Origin of the sequence: Nocardia sp. XZ_19_385, from assembly GCF_015355755.1 — a bacterium.
GTDB lineage: Bacteria > Actinomycetota > Actinomycetes > Mycobacteriales > Mycobacteriaceae > Nocardia.
The window spans coordinates 921636-939557 of sequence record NZ_JACVEE010000003.1; the positions used below are offsets into that span (position 1 = coordinate 921636).

Genomic DNA, 17922 nt, shown 5'->3' on the forward strand with positions numbered 1-17922 from the left:
ATCCGACGAAAGTTTGCTAAAAGGTTGCCGACACTCTTTGGCGGGAGGGTGAAAGGTCAGGCGTTCAGAGATTTCCAGAACTCGTAGTGGTGATCAGCCGCGAAGTCGGTGCCGCGGATGCCGTCGTGGCCCGACGCCAGCGATTGCACGTACCGCCGGTCGTCGAAGGATGGCCAGGCGGGGCGAGCATCACCGTCCGGAATTGCGGTGCGGGCGAATCGAGTCCAGTAGGCGATCATGCTGTCGCTCAGATCCTGTTGCGTGGCGCGTTCCATATAGTCGACGGTGAACAGGTAGGGCAGTTCGTGCATGTGGTTGGCGCCCACCGGGAAACTGGGCCGCGATATTCCCGGGAAGTAGGGGGTCTGCTGTTCGGCGAATTCGTAGGCGTAGGTCGGCACCTGCGCGGCGAGCAGCGCGAGGGTGTCCAGCGTCGGGACCGAGTAGCCGTGATCGGTCAGGACCGCCGCCAAAGCCGCACTCGGTGAGCCGAAATCGGCCACCGGATAGGTGCTGAGCACCTGGTCGGCGTGCGCACCGAACTTCGCCCGCACCTGCTGGGCGTAGTCATCGGCGGTGAGCGGCGCTGCCCCCGGGATCGCCTCCATGCCACCGAGCTGGCCGCGCACTTCGTCGCGATTGCTGCCGAGCAGGACCGGCACTTTGTTGAATCGGCCGGTGGCGAACGCTTCGCGTGGCGCGAGCGGCAGCAGATCGCCGTCGATGACCGGCCGATAGTCGTCGTGGCCGCCGCCGGCCGCGGCCAGCAGTTCGGTGGCCGACTTCGTGCGCAGGCAATCGGCGGCGGTCGCGAGATCCGGACAGCCGGCCCGGGTTGCCAGTCCGATGCCCTGCTGCTCGGCTTCCTGCCGGGACCGGGAGCCGTCCCCGGCACAGGGGGCGCTCTGGATGATCGCTCGATGGAACAGGCCTGCCGACGCGGGTGCGGCGAGGTGGGCGCACACGCTGTAACCACCCCCGGATTGCCCCATCAACGTCACGTTGCGGGGATCGCCGCCGAACGCCGCGGCGTTGCGCTGGACCCATTGCAGCGCCGCACGCTGATCCTGCAGACCGAGATTGCCTGAATCATTGTTCAGGGCTGGGTAATTGAGGAATCCGAATGCGCCGAGCCGGTAGTTGATCGTCACGACGACGACCTCGCCCGCGGCTGCCATCGTCGCCGCGTCGTACTGGCTGCCCGCCCCGTAGGTGAAGCTGCCGCCGTGAATCCAGACCAGCACCGGCAACGCCCGGCCCGCGGTGGACTTCGGTGTGACGACGTCCAGGTTCAAACAGTCCTCGTCTTGCCGCGCGACAGAGATGGGCAGGTCGGCGGGCTGTGCGCACGCGTTGCCCGGGGTCGTCGCGGCCCGGGGATCGCGCCACGGGACAGCCGGTTGTGGTGCGCTCCAGCGGAGTTCGCCGGTGGGTGCGGCGGCGAAGGGGATCCCGCGAAACGACCGGTAGTCGTCGGCGACGGTGCCGCGCACCGGACCGCGGTCGGTGCTGACGGTGGCGGTGTCCGGCGCGGGCTCGTCCGAGCATGCGGCAGTCGTCATCGCGGCCAGCCCGAAGACGGTGAGGCTCGAGGCGATCCGGCGCAGGCCGAGTGACGCCTTCGTCGTGCGGTCGTTGTCGGTCATGCCGCCGACAGTACCGAGGACTCACACATTTGTGCAATACGTATGTCTAAGACATTCGATCAAGTGTTGACGGGAGGAACGCCATCCATCGCGCGGCATCGAATGCACTGCGCCTCGGAAAATCTGGGGCGCATGTGAGGAGGCAAGCGTGAGTGATCCGCTCTGGTTGGCCGACGTCCTACGCGCCGAAGGCTTGCGCGTGCTCGAACACGACGGATGGCGGGAGCGCGGGCACGGAGATTTCGCCGACGTCCGCGGCGTGCTCTGTCATCACACCGCCGGCGGTGGCGAAAACGACTGGCGCATCGTCCAGTACGGCCGCCCCGATCTGGCCGGGCCGTTGGCGCAACTGGTCCTCGAACGGAACGGCATGTATCGGGTGATCGCCGCCGGGGTGTGCTGGCATGCCGGGCGCGGCTCGCATCCCGGCTGGCCCACCGACAACGCCAATTTCCACGTCATCGGCATCGAAGCGGTGTCCCGCGGCGACGGAACCGACTGGACCCCGGTGCAACTCGACGCCTACAAGCGGGGCTGTGCCGCGATCCTGCGCCACCTCGGCCGCGACGCCGGCGACTGCGTCGCCCACCGCGAGTACAGCAGCGAAGGAAAGATCGACCCGACCGGCATCGACATGGACGCATTCCGGTTCGAGGTGCAAGCACTCATCGATCGCTCACCCATCCCAGGAGGCAAAACCATGGCCGCGCTCGAAGAGACCTTCGTCAACTTCCGAGGCGAAACCGTCACCCTCGGCACCGCGATTCGCTTCATCGACGAATACGTCAACGATCTGCGCGAACAGATCGGCGGCCCGATCCCCTTGAAAGGCTGGCCGCAACTGGGGGACCGGACCCTCGTCGACGCCGTCGCCGCGATCGGCGCGGAACTGGGCGTCGACGGTTTCACCGACCTGACGAAGGTGCAGAAGTGATCACCGGAAGCTTGATCTGAACAAACTCTGGAGGCCGCGGTCGGCACCTCGTTGCTGACCGTGAGCATCGCAGCACTCGGGTGCGCAGCAGCACATCCCGAATGCAGGTTGCGTGGTGGTGATCCGGGAGCGGGATGCACCGGTCGTAGACTTGCGCCATGGCACACGACTCCGATCAGTCGGTCGATATCAAACCCCGCTCCCGCGACGTCACCGACGGCCTCGAGAAGACCGCCGCCCGCGGCATGCTGCGCGCTGTCGGGATGGGCGACGAGGACTGGGCCAAGCCGCAGATCGGTGTCGCCTCCAGCTGGAACGAGATCACCCCCTGCAACCTCTCGCTCGACCGCCTGGCCAAGGCGGTCAAACGCGGCGTCCACGCCGGGGGCGGCTACCCGCTCGAGTTCGGCACGATCTCGGTGTCCGACGGCATCTCGATGGGCCACGAGGGCATGCACTTCTCCCTGGTCAGTCGCGAGATCATCGCCGACTCCGTCGAGACCGTCATGATGGCCGAGCGACTGGACGGTTCGGTCCTGCTCGCCGGATGCGACAAGAGCCTGCCGGGCATGCTGATGGCCGCCGCGCGCCTGGACCTGTCGAGTGTCTTCCTCTACGCGGGTTCGACGCTGCCGGGCAACGTCGACGGCAAGGACGTCACGATCATCGACGCGTTCGAAGCGGTCGGCGCCTGCATCAAGGGCCTGATCACCCGCGAGGAGGTCGACCGCATCGAACGCGCGATCTGCCCCGGCGAAGGCGCCTGCGGCGGCATGTACACCGCCAACACCATGGCCTCAGCCGCCGAGGCGCTCGGGATGAGCCTGCCCGGATCGGCCGCCCCGCCCGCCCCCGACCGTCGCCGCGACGACTATGCCGTGAAGTCCGGTGAGGCCGTGGTCGAGTTGCTGCGCCGGGGCATCACCGCGCGCGACATCATGACCTTGGAGGCGTTCGAGAACGCCATCACCGTGGTGATGGCGCTCGGCGGATCCACCAACGCCGTCCTGCATCTGCTGGCCATCGCCCGCGAGGCCGGTGTCAGCCTGACCCTCGCCGACTTCAACCGGGTCGGTGACAAGGTGCCGCACCTGGGCGATCTCAAGCCGTTCGGGCGCTACGTCATGAACGACGTCGACAAGGTCGGCGGCATCCCCGTGGTGATGAAGGCTCTGCTCGACGCGGGGCTCATGCACGGCGATGTCATGACCGTCACCGGAAAGACCATGGCCGAGAACCTGTCCGGCATCGAACTCGGCCTCGACGGTGATGTCATCCGGCGCCTCGATCAGCCGATCCACAAGACGGGCGGGCTCACCATCCTGCACGGCTCCCTCGCACCCGAAGGCGCCGTGGTCAAGAGCGCCGGCTTCGACTCCGATGTCTTCCGCGGGACGGCCCGCGTGTTCAACGGCGAACGCGCGGCGATGGACGCGCTCGAAGACGGCACCATCGCGGCCGGGGACGTGGTCGTCATCCGCTACGAAGGCCCCAAGGGCGGCCCGGGTATGCGCGAGATGCTCGCCATTACCGGCGCGATCAAAGGCGCCGGCCTGGGCAAGGACGTGCTGCTGCTCACCGATGGCCGATTCTCCGGCGGCACAACGGGTTTGTGTGTCGGACATGTCGCTCCCGAAGCGGTCGACGGCGGCCCGATCGCCTTCGTGCGCGACGGTGACCCGATCGTGCTCGACGTCGCCAACCGCCGCCTCGACGTGGAGATCGACGAGAGCGAACTCGACGCCCGCAAGGCCGGCTGGGAGCCGCTCCCGCCCAAATACACCTCGGGCGTGCTCGCCAAGTACCGCAAGCTCGTCAGCTCGGCGGCGCACGGAGCGGTCACCGGCTGACTCACAGGATGGTCAGCAGCGCGGCGATGACGATGACCAGCGCTATCCACACCGCCAGCACACCCCAGCCCGACCGGGCGCTGCCGTAGCACTCGGCGACACGGATCCTGGTGTGGCGTCGCGGATTTGCGTGCGAGATATTCATCGTTCCGCCTTTCTCGAACCGGACCTGTCCTTCAGCTAGTAACCGAAAAGGCGGAGCCGCAACAGATTCGATGCTGTCGATTGTGTGTTGATGATCATGTTTCCCGGCGCGGCCCGAGCGAGGAGAAAGACACGATGAGCGGACGTACACCCAGCCAATGGGAGGAGCTCACCGCGGCCGACCCCGCGCATTCGACGTGGTACGTGGAGCGGTTCCGGGCATTGGCGGCCGACGGCGCCGACATCGTCGGGGAGGCCCGGCTGATCGACGCGATGCTCGCGCGCGGCAGCCGGGTCCTGGATGCGGGGTGCGGCCCGGGCCGCACCGGCGGCTACCTGCATCGCGTCGGCCACGTCGTGGTCGGCGTCGACGTCGATCCGGTGCTGATCGCCGCGGCCGAACAGGACCACCCCGGTCCGACCTGGATCGTCGAGGACCTCGCGGAACTGGATTTCCCCGGCCGTGGCATCGCCGCCGACTTCGATGCCATCGTGTGCGCGGGCAACGTGATGACCTTCCTGGCACCCTCCACCCGGGTGGCGGTGCTGACCGGGTTTGCCCGCAATCTCGCCCCGAACGGCCGGGTGGTGGTCGGGTTCGGGGCCGGGCGCGGATACGACTTCCGCGACTTCTTTGCCGACGCCGAGACGGCCGGACTTACAGTGGATTTGCGGCTTTCGACGTGGGACTTTCGCCCCTTCACCGACGACTCCGACTTCCTGGTCGCGGTGTTTTCGCGCGCGGACTGAGGCGCATTCCACAGTGCGGTGATCTCGGCGCGGCAGGTGTGGAACGACGCTGGCGGGTAACTCGGTGTGCATGCGGAATCCATTAGCCAGAGTTGCTCGCCGGGTGGCCCAGCGTCCCTGGGTCATGCGCGCCAAGCCCGCGATCCTGCGGCTGGAACGTGGAGTACGGCGAATCAGTAAGGGACGCAGAGGAATACTGGATGTGGCGGGGCTGCCGTCGGTGCAGATCACGGTGCCGGGACGCAAGACCGGTCTGCCGCGCACCACCTCACTGCTCGCGGTGCCCGAGGACGAGCGGTTCCTGGTGCTGGGCTCGAATTGGGGGAGCCCGAAGCATCCGGTGTGGTCGGCGAATCTGCGGGCCGCCGACATCGCCGAGATGTGTTATCGCGGCGAGTGCGGTTCGGCCACCGTCACCGAGATCACCGGCGTGGACCGTAAGCGGGCCTGGGATCTGGCCGTGGAGTTCTGGCCCGGATACGAGATGGAATCCGAACTCGCCGGCGGGCGGCAATTCCGGATCTTCGAATTGCGCCCGCGCTGAACGTTATTCGCCGGACACCTCGCCGCGCGACCAGAACTCGGGTGTGATGCCCAGGCTTTCCAGCCACGATTTCTCCCCCTGCCGCACGATCGACTCGGCATTCGCCGCAAGCAGGTCGAGCACATCCGCCTCGGGTTTGCCGCCGAGCGCCTGCAGGACGTACACCACCTTCTCGGGGGCGACGGTGATCGCGTACTCGTATTCCCCGCCGCGGCTCAAATGCTGCCCCTCGATGACGAGCGCCCCCGAATCTCGCAGGCTCGCAGTGATATACAGGCCGCCTCGACTCCAGAGCGAGACCGAACGTGTGGTCATGGGGCCAGAGTAGGCCGATTCGGCGGGTCAGGCCGAAGTGTCCTCGGCGCCGGGAACATCGAGACGTTCGGCGATGGCGGCGGCGAGATCGTTGAGCGAACGGCCCCCGTTCTGCGGCCAGCCCCGCCACTGCTGGGCGGCGCGGTCCCGGATGCCGCGGCCCGCGCCCGGCCCCAGCAGCTGATCCAGGATCGCCATCAGCATCACCTCGTTCTGATAGGTGCGGCGATCGATCCAGTGCAGGGCGGTCGCGGCATCGACCGTCTTGCCCTCGAAATTGACGAACGTCAGTGCCATGAGTTCCTCGTCTCCAGCCAGGGGATCCTGTGCCCCGGCAAACCATTCGACCGGGTCGATGGCGCGGCCACCGACGCGCCCCGGCGCGGTCCACACCTCGACATGGGCGTGCGGGCCGGTCGAATCACCGTGGGAGTTCACATATCCGATGAGTTCGCCCGCCATCACCGCGTCCCCGCCGCGCACGAGCGGGTCGCCGTGGCCGATCACGAAATCCGTGCCGACCGCGGGCTGACAGTCCAGCCACACCCAGCGCCCGAAACCTTCGACATCGGCGCGCTCCGCCCCTTCTACGCAGACACCGTCGGCGGGTGCGTAGAAGGGTGTGCCCAGCGGGGCCGCGAAGTCCAGTCCGTAGTGGAAACCGCCGGTGCGGGCTCCGAAACCGGAGGTGAGGGTGTAGGTTCCGGCGGCGAGCGGCCAGAACCGGGGCGGTAGCGCTTCTGTCACACGGCGGTTATGCCCGCAATGGGGTCGGCTGTAACCGGATTCGGTAGTGATTTCTGTTGCCGGCGTGGCAGTTTCGGAAGACTACAGGCCGAGTTTGGTGACCGCGTTGTCTTCCAGCGGGTTGGCGGTGCGGATGTAGTTGTGCACGGTGCGGGGATTGGTCCAGCGGCCCTGGCGCATGATCTCGCGGTCGGAGGCGCCGCCGAGCGCGGCCTGGGTGGCGAAACCGGCGCGCAGGGAGTGGCCGGAGAACAGGTCCGGGTCCAGGCCCGCGCGGGCGGCGTAGCGTTTGACCAATTCCGCGACCGCACGGCCGGACATGGCGTCCGCGCCCAGCCCGCCGTGCCGGTTGATGGTGGGAAACAGTGGCAGATCAGGGTTTTCGGCCAACACTGTGCCGGTGAATCCGTGACAGCGATGGATCGTGCTGTCGGTGCCGGGAGCTTCGGCGAGCCAGGCGCGCACCCCCGGCTCGCCGGTGCCGGTGTGGACTTCCAGCAGCCGGATCCAGTCGGCAAACGCGCAGACCGGGCAGGTGTGCGGATGTTGACCGCGGGGGAGCGCGACACGTTGTTCGGCGACACCGGTCGGGTCGGTCTTGGTGGTCGGAAGATGCACCAGCAGCAGCGGTTCGCCGGTGCCGTGATCGACGTTGACGCGGACATCGGCGATGCGCAGACCGGCGAGTTCGCTGCGGCGCAGCGCGCCCGCGAAACCGATGAGCAAGGCCAGCGCGTCACGTCGGCGGGCGGGTTCGGTGGGCCAGCCCGGCTCGGGAAGCCCGGCCAGCAGCTGGTCGAGGGTGTGTAGCAGGACCGGGCGTTTGCGGGTCGGCGGGGTGCGGCGGGTGCGGCGGATACCGCGCAGGGTCAGCCGGACGACATCGGAACGGGTCGGCGAGGGCAACCCGTTGGCGGCGTGCACCGCGGCGATCGCGGCCGACTTGCGTTCCAAAGTGGCCGGGCTGAACGCCCATTCGCCGTTCTCGCGGCGGGCGTCGGCGGCGGCGGCCAGATACACCGCCACATCCAGCGGGTCGGCCGGCAGCGCCTGGCGCTGCTCGGTGGCACACCATCCGGCCCACGCGATCCAGTCGGTGCGGTACGCGCGCAACGTATTCGCCGACTGCGACGCCTCCAGATACCGGCGCAGCGACCCGGCCTGCACCTCGTCGAAGCGTTCCCGCACCAGCCGCAGCGCGGCCGCGTCCACCAGCACGCTGCGCACACCCCGGCGCAGCTCGTTGCGCACCAGCTCGGGTACCGCCTCCACCGCACCACCTTCCACGTCTCCGGTTGCGGTCCCACACTATGCGCTCGACAGCTCCTTCGACAGGAACGCCAGCACCGTCAGCCACGTCCAGCCGACCACGATCGCGATCCGCTGCCACAGGCCGCCGATGTCGACCAGATTCGGGGCCTGCGCGAAACCGCTGCCCGCCACCATGAACGCCACCCCGAAGACCAGCCCGGAGGCCAGCGAATAGCCCATCCACAGCCAACCCCGCTCCCCGGCGAAGACGAAGCAGGCCGCGGTGAGGCCGAGCAGCACCAGGATCGAGAACAGGTTGTGCAGGGTGCTGTGGAAGGTGGTGTCGGGTGGGACCGGTTGGCCGGGTGGGAAGCCGCTGACCGGGTCGGTGTCGAACAGTCCCAGCCCGAGCAGGCCGATTGCCCACAGTCCCACCAGTATTGCGGCGACCATACCGCCCGCCCGCCACAATCCGGCTGCGAAGATCAGGCCGAGCGTCCCGCACACGCCGAATGCGAGGCTCGCCGTCCATCCCCACGGGCCGAGGGAGAGGGCGCTGACCGGATGCCGCATCGGGTTGTAGTTGTCTCGGACCGCACCCAGGACGAAAAACGCTGCGATGAACAGCGGCCCGGTGAGCAGCCCGCACCAGCGGCTGACCTTCATCATGTCGTCCACTATGGGATCGAGCCGGGGATAGCTGGTGGTGTTTCGCGAGTTTCGAGGCGTAGGAGTGTGCCGTGCACCGCTTTTCGGGCACCTTCGGGTACTCCTGCGATTCGTCACTGTGAGGATTCGGCGGTCAGCTCGCAGGCTCCTCGCTGTGTCGCGCACCGCGCAACCTGTGCGACGGCTACCCGGGTCGGCAGTCGGGCCACGGCCGGTATGGGCACACGGCCGACTATCGAAAGGCGGGCCATCGCCGGTATCCGGCGCGCGGTTGACTGTCGAAGTCGGAACCGGCGCGTCGTTAGTCCGGAAAGTCGACGAGGCGGGCGCTGTCGTTCCAGAGTGTCTGGGCGAGTTTGTCGTCGCGTGCCTGGACCGACAGTTCGATCCACGTGAGATTTCCACGGCGCAGGGCGGCGTAGGTGTGGCCGTCCGGGGGTGTTTGGAGGCCGAAGACCAAGTCGGCCAAGGTATTTCCGGCCGCGGAGCGGGTGTTGAGGGTGGGGCTGAGGCGGCGTACCGGCCAGCCTGCGGGGGTGCCCATCACTTTCCAGGCGATCCGCAGGGGAAGTGCGAGGTCTTTGGCCAGGCCGGTGCCGAACACTTGACCGGGGTCGTAGGCGAGGGCTGTCAGGTTGGGGTGGCGCTCGGCCACTGCCCGCGCCGTCAGCACCGCACACAGTTTGGAGGCGGTGTAGGCATGCTGGCCGGCTTTGCTCGCCTTGGGCTCCCGGTCGGGGTCGCGATCCGGGTGGGCGAGCAGTTCCGCGTCGGCGTGCCGGGGCGTGACCAGGCTGGCTTTCGTTGCGGGATCGTGGGTTCCGCTGGTGGTCAGCGTGACGACGGCGTCCTCGGCCAGCACCGGCAGCAGCAGCCGCAGCAGCAGATAGTGCGCCAGGTGGTTCACAGCGAAGGTCGTCTCGAACCCGTCGACGGTCCGGCTGTCGGCGTCGGGGCTGATGAGCCCGGCGTTGAGCACCAACGCGTCGATCGGTGTCTCACCCAGATCGTCCCGGACCGCCGCGGCGAACCCGCGCACCGAGTCCAGCTCGGCCAGATCCAGGGGAAAGGTATCGACGTCGGACTCCGGCCGTCGTGCACCCAGGATCACCCGGGCACTGCCACCTTTGAGCCGCTCCGCCACGATCGCGCCGAATCCGGAAGTCCCGCCGGTCATCACCATGGTGGTCACGAGTGCCCCCTTCGGAGCTGGTCCATCGAGTTCCATTTCAAGCTACGCCCGCGACCGTGCTCGCGGACCCGCTCATACGAACGGACATGGATTCCGGATGAACGGACATCAGCCGTCATGTCCGATATCGATCAATCGTCTCCGCGTCCCGTGCGACAGTAGTAGCGTCGCGAATGTCGTTATGCGGGAAGGACATCCACAGATGATGATTCGGCAGATGGCAGCAGGGCTGATGGCGGCAGCGGGCGCCGGCGCATTGGTCTTCGGCGCACAGCCTGCCCAGGCGGACCCGCTTCCCCAATTCAGCCCCTTCGGCACCACCCTGTTCAACTTCGGCAACGCCAACTTCTGCGCGGGCGCGATCAACATCGCGGTCGAAGCCACACCGCAGCGCCCCGGCTTCGTGCGCGCCCACGTGCGCCCCTTGGGCTATCAGCGCGGCCCCTGCGGCAACCAGGTCTCGCTGGGCTGGGTCGGTTCGGCGGGCGCCCGCCACCACAACGTCTACGTCCACACCGGCGCCACCCCGGGCGAAACCGTCAGCGTCGACCTGTGGGTAGGCATGGGCCCGGCCAAGATCATGGCCGCCAGCTGGCCGATGCAGGGCACGTTCGCGGAGTGGTACCTGTACGTTCCCTAAAGAGCTGTTCGCATCCGGTGGCGGTGAGCGCGTCGTGCTGGGCTGCCCGCGCCGTAGAGTTCGGTGCGGGGATCGCCGAGCGCGGATCAGGCGTTCGGTCACGGTCGTCGAGATGAGGAGGCCTCGATCGAAACCTCACGTGTGCGTGATCGGCAGACCGAGGGCGGGCGTGACACTGCCACCGCGCCGGGTTCCGCGGTCCTGACGGGGACAATTCTCGGTGTCGTGGTTCTGATGTGCGTCCACCTCGACTGGGCTCCGTTCGTTAGGAATCCGACCGGTCCCGATCAGCTTGTTGCCCTGGTGGTCGGTGGGATTGTGCTGGGAGTGTCCCTGCTGGTGTGGGCGATCAAGTCGCTGTACCTGCTGGGCAGAGAAAACCGGTGGTCCTGGAAGGTCGCCGCGGCGCCGGTGGTTGTGCTCGCGGGGCTCGTCGCCGGCTTGGTCCTTCAGCCTGTGACCGGGGTGAGCCTCACGACCGGGGCGGGGCGAGGTGCCTGGTCAGCCGTGGAGCTTTGAATTCAGGCGGGCGGCTTGGCGGGTGAGGTGGTGGCGTTCAGGGAGGTTGGGGGCTGACTGGGCGGCTTCGGTGTAGAGGTGGGCGGCGGTGACCAGGTCGCCGTCGCGCTCGTGCAGGTAGGCTGCTGCGGCGGTGTATCTCGGCAGTGTCGGGTCGAGTTCGGAGAGCGCGGCCAGACCTGCGCGCGGGCCGTCGGCCTCGCCGAGCGCGACGGCGCGGTTGAGGCGGGCCACCGGGTTGGCGGTGAAGCGCAGTAGTTCGTCGTACCACTCGACGATCTGTACCCAGTCGGTTTCCTCCGCGGTGTGGGCGTCGGCGTGCAAGGCGGCGATGGCGGCCTGGGATTGGAACTCGCCCAATCGATCTCGGGCCAGGGCCGCTTGGAGGATGTCGACGCCCTCGGCGATCATGCGGGTGTTCCAGAGGCTGCGGTCCTGCTCGGCGAGCGGTACCAGGCTGCCGTCGGCGCGGGTTCGGGCCGGGCGGCGGGCGTGGTGCAGCAGCATGAGGGCCAGCAGGCCCGCCACTTCCTCGTGTTTGATCGCGGTCGCGAGCTGGCGGGTGAGGCGGATGGCTTCGGCGGCGAGGTCGATTTCGCCGGAGTAGCCCTCGTTGAAGACCAGGTAGAGCACGCGAAGCACGGTGGCGACGTCGCCGGGTTGGTCGAGCCGGACGCCCGCGACGGTGCGTTTGGCGCGGCTGATGCGCTGGGCCATGGTCGCTTCGGGCACCAGGTAGGCCTGCGCGATCTGTTTGGTGGTCAGGCCGCCGACCGCGCGCAGGGTGAGTGCGACCGCCGATGCCGGTGTCAGCGCGGGGTGGGCGCACAGGAAGTACAGCTGGAGGGTGTCGTCCACCGCCTGTGCGGGACCGGGTTCCGGCTCGATCTCGACGAGTTCCTCACGCTGCCGCCGGGAGGTGTCGGCGCGGGCGACGTCGAGAAACTTGCGCCAGGCCACGATGACCAGCCAGCCCTTGGGGTCGCGCGGTGGATCATCGGGCCAGACCCGCACCGCTTCGAGCAGCGCCTCCTGGACGGCGTCCTCGGCCGTCGCGAAATCCGCTCCGCGACGGCCGAGGATCCCGATCACCGTGGGGGTGAGGGTCCGCAGCAGGGCCTCATCCACTGCCGGTCACTCCGTGATGGTCGGCGCCGTGGCATAGAACGGGCGCAGCTCGAGCCACTCGTGGATCGGCTTGCCGCCCGCGCCCGGCGCCGCGGACAGCTCGGCGGCCAGCTCCAGCGCCCGGTCGTAGGTGTCGACGTCGATCACCATCCAGCCGGCGATCAGATCCTTGGTTTCGGCGAACGGGCCGTCGGTGACCGGCGGATTCCCCTCGCCGTCGTAGCGGACGAAAGTGCCCTGCGGGGACAGCGCCTGGCCGTCGACGTATTCGCCGGTGACCTTGAGCCGGGCGGCGAAGTCCTCCATGTATCGCACGTGGGCCGAGATCTCCTCCGGCGTCCACTGATCCATCGGCACGTCGTTGACCGCCGCCGGTGCGCCGCGGTAGTGCTTGAGCAACAGGTACTTCGCCATGATGTTCTCCTCGATGCGGTGCGGCCCATTCTGGCCGCATTCATCCCTGGGACGGAGCCGACTTCAGGATCTCGACATCTGCCGGAAAAGAATATTGGGTGGACCGGCGTCCGCGATAACCGGATGATCATCGAAATGACATCGACACCACAGGAACGCCTTCGGCTCGTCGGCCGCGAGGAGCCGGCCGCGCCCGCGCTCTCGTGGGTGATGAACCTCGACGATTCGGACTCCCCGCGCGACATCATCGACGCGCTCTTCCTCGCGCCCTACCTCAGCGGTGAACAGCCGCACGCGGTGGCCGTCGAGCTCGAGGGCGTGAAGCCGGACGCGCCGCTACAACCCCAGGACGCCCGGGTGGTGCGCGCCAGTGACGACGAGAGCACGAAGGCCACACTGTCGGTCGGGGACGGCTGGACGCTGCGCGTCGTGCGCCGGACCAACGGCAACGCGATGGTGGATGTCTGCGCGGTCACCGACGAGCTGGCGCGCACCGTACTCGAGATGTGCAGCGCCGACGCCACCGTGGAACCCGAGGTCGACGACAGTCAGGTGTCGATGGGCTTCTGGCACAACAGCGCTCATGGTCCGCAGCGGCGCGAACGCACCATCAGCGCCGACGCCTGGGCGCAGGTCGAGGGCAATTACGGCACCGATGTCGGTGCGGCGATACGGAAGCTGATGGCGTTGCGCGCCGAGGACGTGAGCGGACGGCTGCTGCTGTTGCACGGCCCGCCGGGCACCGGCAAGACGTCGGCGCTGCGGGCACTCGCCCGGGAATGGTCGCAGTGGTGTCAGGTCGACTGTGTGCTCGACCCGGAGGTGCTGTTCGCCACCCCCGGCTACCTCATGGAGGTCGCCATCGGTGTCGACACCTACGACCAGAACAAGCGGCGCTGGCGGCTGCTCGTGCTCGAAGACTGTGACGAATTGATTCGCGGGTCCGCGAAGGAATCGACCGGGCAAGGGCTTTCGCGTCTGCTCAACCTCACCGACGGAATGCTGGGTCAGGGCCGGGACGTCCTGGTGGCGATCACGACCAACGAGAATCTGTCGCGGTTGCATCCGGCTGTGGTCCGGCCCGGGCGCTGCCTCGCGCAGCTCGAAGTCGGCCCGCTCGCGCCCGCCGAGGCGAGCGCCTGGCTGGAGCGTGAGCTGGGGGACCGGCCCAAACCGGCGGTGGGCCCGGACGGGATGACCCTCGCGGAACTCATCGAGGCGCGGGAGGAGCGCACTCGGATTCAGTCGACGCCGGTCGAGTTCAGCAACGCCGGTTACCTGTAAGCCGAGAACGACGGTCAGTCTGTTGAGCGTTTCGTCGAGCAGGGTGCGGACCGATGGACTATCGGTCCGCCTCTGAGCTGCGGCGTGCCAATTCGGTGCGGGCGGCGGCGAACCATGCCTGGGTGTCGACGAGGCCGGACTCGATCTCCTTGCGTGCGCCGTGGAAGCCGTAAAGGGCCCCGGCGAATCGGGTCAGTACCGAACCCTCGTGCTCGTCGAGTTCCTCTAGGAGCGCCGAATCCTGCAGCAGGTATGCGACCCCTGCCAGCTCACCGGGTGTCCATGCCTCGCGATAGTTGTCCCAGCCGTGCTGTTTCACCGCCAGAGCCCGCTCGACCAGCGTCTCGCGCAGAGCCGCTCGGTCGGTGTCACTGGGGCGCCGTGTCTTCAGGTGGTCCCAGTTGATCGGTTCTGCGTCTGCCACGTCGAGCTCCGTCTCTGGGTGTGCGGGGTCCTGCGCAATCTATCGCCTCGTGGATTACCGAGGAGAGGGACCACCCGCAAGCGCATAGGAGACGACCGGCAGTGGCGTAGGCGTCGAGTACGGCGGCACCCCCGCGAGGGTCGTTCGACCTCCGCCGAGCTGCTCGAGTTCGGTCCCCCCGTCGGGGACGGCCAAGGCGACCGGTTCGGCGGTCTTGTTGATCAGCAGGAGTTTGCGGCGACCGGCGGCGGTCACGAACGCCTTGGAATGGATGCGGGGTCCGGGAAGCCGAACGCGCCGGTTGAGCTGGTCGCCAGGGCGTCGACTTTGCAAGTAGCTACGCAACCGTATCTACCTGGATTCGCATCGTGCTCAGTGGCCGGATCGGCGGCGAACTCACCTCGATTCCAGCCTTCTGCGAGGTGCACAGTTTTCGAGGGGTTCTGTCGCGGTTTTGTTTCGTTGGTGACAACCAAACGTAAACGAAATAGAGACAAGGTCATTGGATGAAAGAAGGATCGGCTGACCGCCGATAATGTTCACTTATCGGAGGTCAGAACGGGGTGGTTGGCGGTTGGGTTCAATTGGGGCGACACGGGTTTCGTTTCGTGTGAATACGTTGGATATGACGAAAGTGACGCTACGATTTCCCGGTGTCCAGCGTATGCAACTATCCGGGATGTGTCCGACCCATCACGCGCGGCGGCGGCCCCGGCCGACCGTCCGAATACTGTGATCACCCCGACCACACGCGATGGCGCGCTTGGCGGGAACGTCAACGGCAACAACAGGAGTCGGAGGCACCCGCCTCTTCCGTCACTGTGACGGCACAGGGTCCGGTCACGGCAGCTCGTCTTCGCGCCGACGAGTTGCTCAGCCAATTCCGGCTCCTCGCCGACCAACTGGGCAACAACCTCAACGCCGCTGTCGCGGAACTGTCCACCCTGGCCGATCCCTCGGTCGCCGAAGCGCAGGTCCAGGCTGTTCAGGCCGACGCGGGCCGGCGAATCGCGGAAGCGGAGATCGCCACGGCCGCCGCCGATCAGGCGCGCCGGGAAGCCGACGAGGCGCGCGCCCTGGCCGAAGCGGCCGCCGAGGACGCGGCCAACGCCGCCGAACAGGCCGAAACGCTGGTATCCGAAGCGAACACCGCCCGCGACGACGCTTTGCGCGAGATCGAACGAGTCACCAAGCAGGCCGCCGACGATGTCTTCGCCGCCCGCAGCGAGGCCGAAGCCGAAATCCGCACCGTCCGCCGCGAAGCCGCCGAGGACGTCGCACGCGCCCGCGAACAGGCCGAAGAGGAAATCGACAAGGCCCGCCGCAAAGCCGCCGCCGACATCGAACAGATCCGGCGCGAATCAGCCCAGCAGATCACCGCCGCCGGTGCCGAACGCGACCTCGCCGTCCAACGCGCCGCCGACGCCGAACGCGCCATCGATCGCGCCGAACAGGCCGCCGCCGAACGCGCCGAAGCCGCCAACGAGGCCCGCGAGGAATGGCGCCGAGTCCGCGCCGAACTCGACTCCGTCCGAAGCGAACTCACCGAAGCCCGCCGCACCGCCGCCGCCGACCTCACCGCCGTCCGCGCCGAAGCCGCAACCACCATCGACCAGGTCCGCACCGAAGCCACCCACCGCATCCAAGCCCTCGACCAAGCCCGCGCCCAAACCCAGGCCCGCGCCGAACGCGCCGAAGCCCAACTCGACGAACTCCTCGCCACCACCCGCCGCCCCCCAACCCAAGACCCAACCCGCTCCGCGGGCTGACCACCAAGATCACCAGGCCCTGCGGGCGGATCCCACTCGACCGATGCCGCCCTCAGGTCCTGGTGATCTTGACAGCAGGCGTGGACGTGCATGGCGGAGGGCGGATTCCATTCGGCCGATGCCGCCCCCATGTCCTGGTGATCTTGACAGCGGCGTGGAAAAGCCTGGCGGAGTTGGCCTTTGGATTGCATATGCATGGCCCGAGGGCGTCCGGTGCGGGCACATTAGTCAACTCGCTTCGTGGGGCAGGCGCCGCGACCCGGATGCAGCCCGCCAGTGCGGGAACGATCGACCGTCCGGTGGCAGGACCGCCGGGGAACGCACCGCAATGTAGGTCCAGCTTGCGGTGCTGGTCGCGGCGAAGCGGTAGAGCTGGGATCGTTCGGCGGCCCAGGCGACGTCGCCAGATCGGTCCGAGCCCTGCCTCGGGTAACTGTCCAAGATCATCAGGCACTGGTGGCGGCAGCCACTCGGCCGATCCCGCCACCAGTGCCTGATGATCTTGATGTGGGGTCAGTACTGGGGTGTGCTGCCGCCACGCCCCAGTGGCGCGCCTTCAAGATCATCAGGACCTGGTGGCGGGCGGTGTCGGCTGATGCCGCCACCAGGTCCTGATGATCTTGTTCGGTCGGTGGCGGGAGTGGCGGTGCGGCTGGTCGGCCCGGTGTTCGACTCGCGGCTTGATCCATGGATGACGCGGAGCCAGTGCAAGATCATCAGGACCTGGTGGCGGGCGGTGTCGGGTGATGCCGCCACCGAAGCCTGGTGATCTTGTTCGGGCGGTGGCCGGCTGTGGGGTGTGGCCGGAACGCATACGCCGCCAGCCGAGCTCAGGCCTACCCATGGCAGGACCCCGGTGTTGCCGTGGGTGCTGCGACGCTCTTCGGCGCGGCCGGGCAAGCTGTCGCCGACGGGCGACTTTGGGGTTTGATCCAGGCGCGGCGGAGGGGAGGGCTGGGTGATCCGGAGCTGGCGTCGGTCAGTGAGTGTTCCTGATGATCTTGTGGGGGACACACGGAAGAATGCCGACGCACCGGGAATGCGGGCAAACTGCGGGTTATTGAGAACTAGCGCTCATATCATGGATGCATGCCCGAAAACGGTGGTGTGGGGCGTGTGGAACCGAGGGTGCTGGGTGGTCGGCAGGCGGTGCTCGCTGCCGGGGTAGCGACGGTGATTCTCGGTGTGGTGATCGCGGTTTGGCCGGAGAAGACGGTCGCGGTCGCGGAACTGCTGTTCGGTTTGTATCTACTGATCAACGCTTTGCTACAGATGTGGATCGCCATCGGTGCGAAGTTTGCTGTGGCGTTGCGTTCTCTCGTGTTCGTGAGTGGGGCGATTTCGATGCTGCTGGCGGGGCTGTGTCTCTACAGCGGCAATTCGGTGCTGCTGCTGGCGATGTGGCTGGGGATCGCGTGGTCGGTGCGCGGGATCACGCATGCCACCGTCGCCGCCTGGGATGATCGCCTGCCCGATGGTGTGCGCCATGAACTGTTCGGACTGTTCACCATGGTGCTCGGCATCGCGGTGCTGGCCTTGCCGTTCGAAACGCTGGAATCGCTGGCGCTGGTCAGTGGTGGCGCACTGATCGTGCTGGGGATCTTGGAGCTGCTTCTCGCGGGTGTCGGTGCGGTGGTGGGTATTCCGGGTTCGGCGCGGGTCCCCGCGACGCGCGGTGGATGACTGGCGGCGGATTCGCGCA

20 protein-coding genes are annotated in these 17922 nt (G+C 67.6%); 9 read left to right on the plus strand and 11 right to left on the minus strand.

Annotated elements, in window-relative coordinates:
* Positions 1-56: 56 nt before the first annotated feature.
* Positions 57-1646 (minus strand): carboxylesterase/lipase family protein, encoded by a 1590-nt coding sequence (locus IBX22_RS27925; protein WP_228539504.1) that lies wholly within the window; start codon positions 1644-1646, stop codon positions 57-59.
* A 148-nt stretch (positions 1647-1794) separates the two neighbouring features.
* On the opposite strand from IBX22_RS27925, the gene IBX22_RS27930 reads away from it, so the two are divergent.
* Positions 1795-2580, plus strand: coding sequence for an N-acetylmuramoyl-L-alanine amidase (locus IBX22_RS27930; protein ID WP_194818661.1), 786 nt, complete (start codon positions 1795-1797; stop codon positions 2578-2580).
* Positions 2581-2738: 158 nt separating this feature from the next.
* Positions 2739-4430, plus strand: coding sequence for a dihydroxy-acid dehydratase (ilvD, locus tag IBX22_RS27935; RefSeq protein ID WP_194818662.1), 1692 nt, complete (start codon positions 2739-2741; stop codon positions 4428-4430).
* A 1-nt stretch (position 4431) separates the two neighbouring features.
* Here the strand turns inward: ilvD and IBX22_RS27940 are convergent, their stop codons facing one another.
* The gene (locus tag IBX22_RS27940) at positions 4432-4575 is read right to left on the minus strand and encodes a hypothetical protein (protein ID WP_194818663.1); all 144 of its coding nucleotides are present in this window, start codon (positions 4573-4575) and stop codon (positions 4432-4434) included.
* A 134-nt stretch (positions 4576-4709) separates the two neighbouring features.
* On the opposite strand from IBX22_RS27940, the gene IBX22_RS27945 reads away from it, so the two are divergent.
* Positions 4710-5324, plus strand: coding sequence for a bifunctional 2-polyprenyl-6-hydroxyphenol methylase/3-demethylubiquinol 3-O-methyltransferase UbiG (locus IBX22_RS27945; RefSeq protein WP_194818664.1), 615 nt, complete (start codon positions 4710-4712; stop codon positions 5322-5324).
* Positions 5325-5427: 103 nt separating this feature from the next.
* On the plus strand, positions 5428-5868 hold the full coding sequence (locus IBX22_RS27950) for a nitroreductase family deazaflavin-dependent oxidoreductase (RefSeq protein WP_309234817.1): 441 nt from the start codon (positions 5428-5430) through the stop codon (positions 5866-5868).
* A 3-nt stretch (positions 5869-5871) separates the two neighbouring features.
* On the opposite strand, the gene IBX22_RS27955 is transcribed toward IBX22_RS27950, so the two are convergent.
* The 5 genes from IBX22_RS27955 to IBX22_RS27975 form a co-directional block, all read right to left on the minus strand.
* Positions 5872-6183, minus strand: a complete 312-nt coding sequence (locus IBX22_RS27955; protein WP_194818666.1) for a hypothetical protein — start codon at positions 6181-6183, stop codon at positions 5872-5874.
* A 27-nt stretch (positions 6184-6210) separates the two neighbouring features.
* Positions 6211-6930 carry a M23 family metallopeptidase gene (locus IBX22_RS27960; RefSeq protein ID WP_194818667.1) on the minus strand — a complete coding sequence of 240 codons (720 nt, stop codon included), beginning with the start codon at positions 6928-6930 and terminating at the stop codon, positions 6211-6213.
* Between the two features lie 81 nt (positions 6931-7011).
* A complete protein-coding gene (locus tag IBX22_RS27965) occupies positions 7012-8202 on the minus strand; it encodes a site-specific integrase (protein ID WP_309234818.1) in 1191 nt (396 codons plus the stop codon).
* Between the two features lie 36 nt (positions 8203-8238).
* The gene (locus tag IBX22_RS27970; protein WP_194818669.1) at positions 8239-8850 is read right to left on the minus strand and encodes a DUF998 domain-containing protein; all 612 of its coding nucleotides are present in this window, start codon (positions 8848-8850) and stop codon (positions 8239-8241) included.
* A gap of 301 nt (positions 8851-9151) precedes the next feature.
* A complete protein-coding gene (locus tag IBX22_RS27975; RefSeq protein WP_228539705.1) occupies positions 9152-10033 on the minus strand; it encodes an SDR family NAD(P)-dependent oxidoreductase in 882 nt (293 codons plus the stop codon).
* 211 nt (positions 10034-10244) lie between these two features.
* Here IBX22_RS27975 and IBX22_RS27980 point away from each other — a divergent pair, with 211 nt between their 5' ends.
* Together IBX22_RS27980 and IBX22_RS27985 are read left to right on the plus strand one after the other, a co-directional pair.
* Entirely contained in the window at positions 10245-10682 is a 438-nt protein-coding gene (locus IBX22_RS27980; protein ID WP_194818671.1) for a hypothetical protein, read from the plus strand.
* 141 nt (positions 10683-10823) lie between these two features.
* On the plus strand, positions 10824-11201 hold the full coding sequence (locus IBX22_RS27985; RefSeq protein ID WP_194818672.1) for a hypothetical protein: 378 nt from the start codon (positions 10824-10826) through the stop codon (positions 11199-11201).
* Here IBX22_RS27985 and IBX22_RS27990 read toward each other — a convergent pair.
* Positions 11184-12329 (minus strand): RNA polymerase sigma factor, encoded by a 1146-nt coding sequence (locus IBX22_RS27990; RefSeq protein ID WP_194818673.1) that lies wholly within the window; start codon positions 12327-12329, stop codon positions 11184-11186. The two genes, IBX22_RS27985 and IBX22_RS27990, sit on opposite strands and share 18 nt — an antisense overlap.
* Positions 12330-12335: 6 nt before the next feature.
* Positions 12336-12743, minus strand: coding sequence for a YciI family protein (locus IBX22_RS27995; RefSeq protein ID WP_194818674.1), 408 nt, complete (start codon positions 12741-12743; stop codon positions 12336-12338).
* A gap of 135 nt (positions 12744-12878) precedes the next feature.
* Here IBX22_RS27995 and IBX22_RS28000 point away from each other — a divergent pair, with 135 nt between their 5' ends.
* Positions 12879-14027: a DUF5925 domain-containing protein gene (locus IBX22_RS28000; RefSeq protein ID WP_194818675.1), complete on the plus strand. Its 1149-nt coding sequence runs from the start codon at positions 12879-12881 to the stop codon at positions 14025-14027.
* Positions 14028-14085: 58 nt separating this feature from the next.
* Here IBX22_RS28000 and IBX22_RS28005 read toward each other — a convergent pair whose 3' ends face one another.
* Together IBX22_RS28005 and IBX22_RS28010 are read right to left on the minus strand one after the other, a co-directional pair.
* Complete coding sequence (locus tag IBX22_RS28005; protein WP_194818676.1) at positions 14086-14451, minus strand: hypothetical protein; 366 nt, start codon at positions 14449-14451, stop codon at positions 14086-14088.
* A gap of 54 nt (positions 14452-14505) precedes the next feature.
* A complete protein-coding gene (locus IBX22_RS28010) occupies positions 14506-14706 on the minus strand; it encodes a hypothetical protein (RefSeq protein ID WP_194818677.1) in 201 nt (66 codons plus the stop codon).
* 566 nt (positions 14707-15272) lie between these two features.
* Between IBX22_RS28010 and IBX22_RS28015 the strand changes: the two genes are divergently transcribed.
* A complete protein-coding gene (locus IBX22_RS28015; protein WP_194818678.1) occupies positions 15273-16220 on the plus strand; it encodes a hypothetical protein in 948 nt (315 codons plus the stop codon).
* Positions 16221-17309: 1089 nt separating this feature from the next.
* Positions 17310-17903 (plus strand): DUF308 domain-containing protein, encoded by a 594-nt coding sequence (locus tag IBX22_RS28020; RefSeq protein ID WP_194818679.1) that lies wholly within the window; start codon positions 17310-17312, stop codon positions 17901-17903.
* Positions 17904-17922: the final 19 nt, after the last annotated feature.

Coding starts and splice junctions, on each gene's coding strand:
- IBX22_RS27925 (WP_228539504.1), bottom strand. CDS start 1,646: ATGACCGACAACGACCGCACGACGAAGGCGTCACTCGGCCTGCGCCGG.
- ilvD (WP_194818662.1), top strand. CDS start 2,739: ATGGCACACGACTCCGATCAGTCGGTCGATATCAAACCCCGCTCCCGC.
- IBX22_RS27940 (WP_194818663.1), bottom strand. CDS start 4,575: ATGAATATCTCGCACGCAAATCCGCGACGCCACACCAGGATCCGTGTC.
- IBX22_RS27945 (WP_194818664.1), top strand. CDS start 4,710: ATGAGCGGACGTACACCCAGCCAATGGGAGGAGCTCACCGCGGCCGAC.
- IBX22_RS27955 (WP_194818666.1), bottom strand. CDS start 6,183: ATGACCACACGTTCGGTCTCGCTCTGGAGTCGAGGCGGCCTGTATATC.
- IBX22_RS27970 (WP_194818669.1), bottom strand. CDS start 8,850: ATGATGAAGGTCAGCCGCTGGTGCGGGCTGCTCACCGGGCCGCTGTTC.
- IBX22_RS27975 (WP_228539705.1), bottom strand. CDS start 10,033: ATGGTGATGACCGGCGGGACTTCCGGATTCGGCGCGATCGTGGCGGAG.
- IBX22_RS27980 (WP_194818671.1), top strand. CDS start 10,245: ATGATGATTCGGCAGATGGCAGCAGGGCTGATGGCGGCAGCGGGCGCC.
- IBX22_RS27995 (WP_194818674.1), bottom strand. CDS start 12,743: ATGGCGAAGTACCTGTTGCTCAAGCACTACCGCGGCGCACCGGCGGCG.
- IBX22_RS28000 (WP_194818675.1), top strand. CDS start 12,879: ATGACATCGACACCACAGGAACGCCTTCGGCTCGTCGGCCGCGAGGAG.
- IBX22_RS28020 (WP_194818679.1), top strand. CDS start 17,310: ATGCCCGAAAACGGTGGTGTGGGGCGTGTGGAACCGAGGGTGCTGGGT.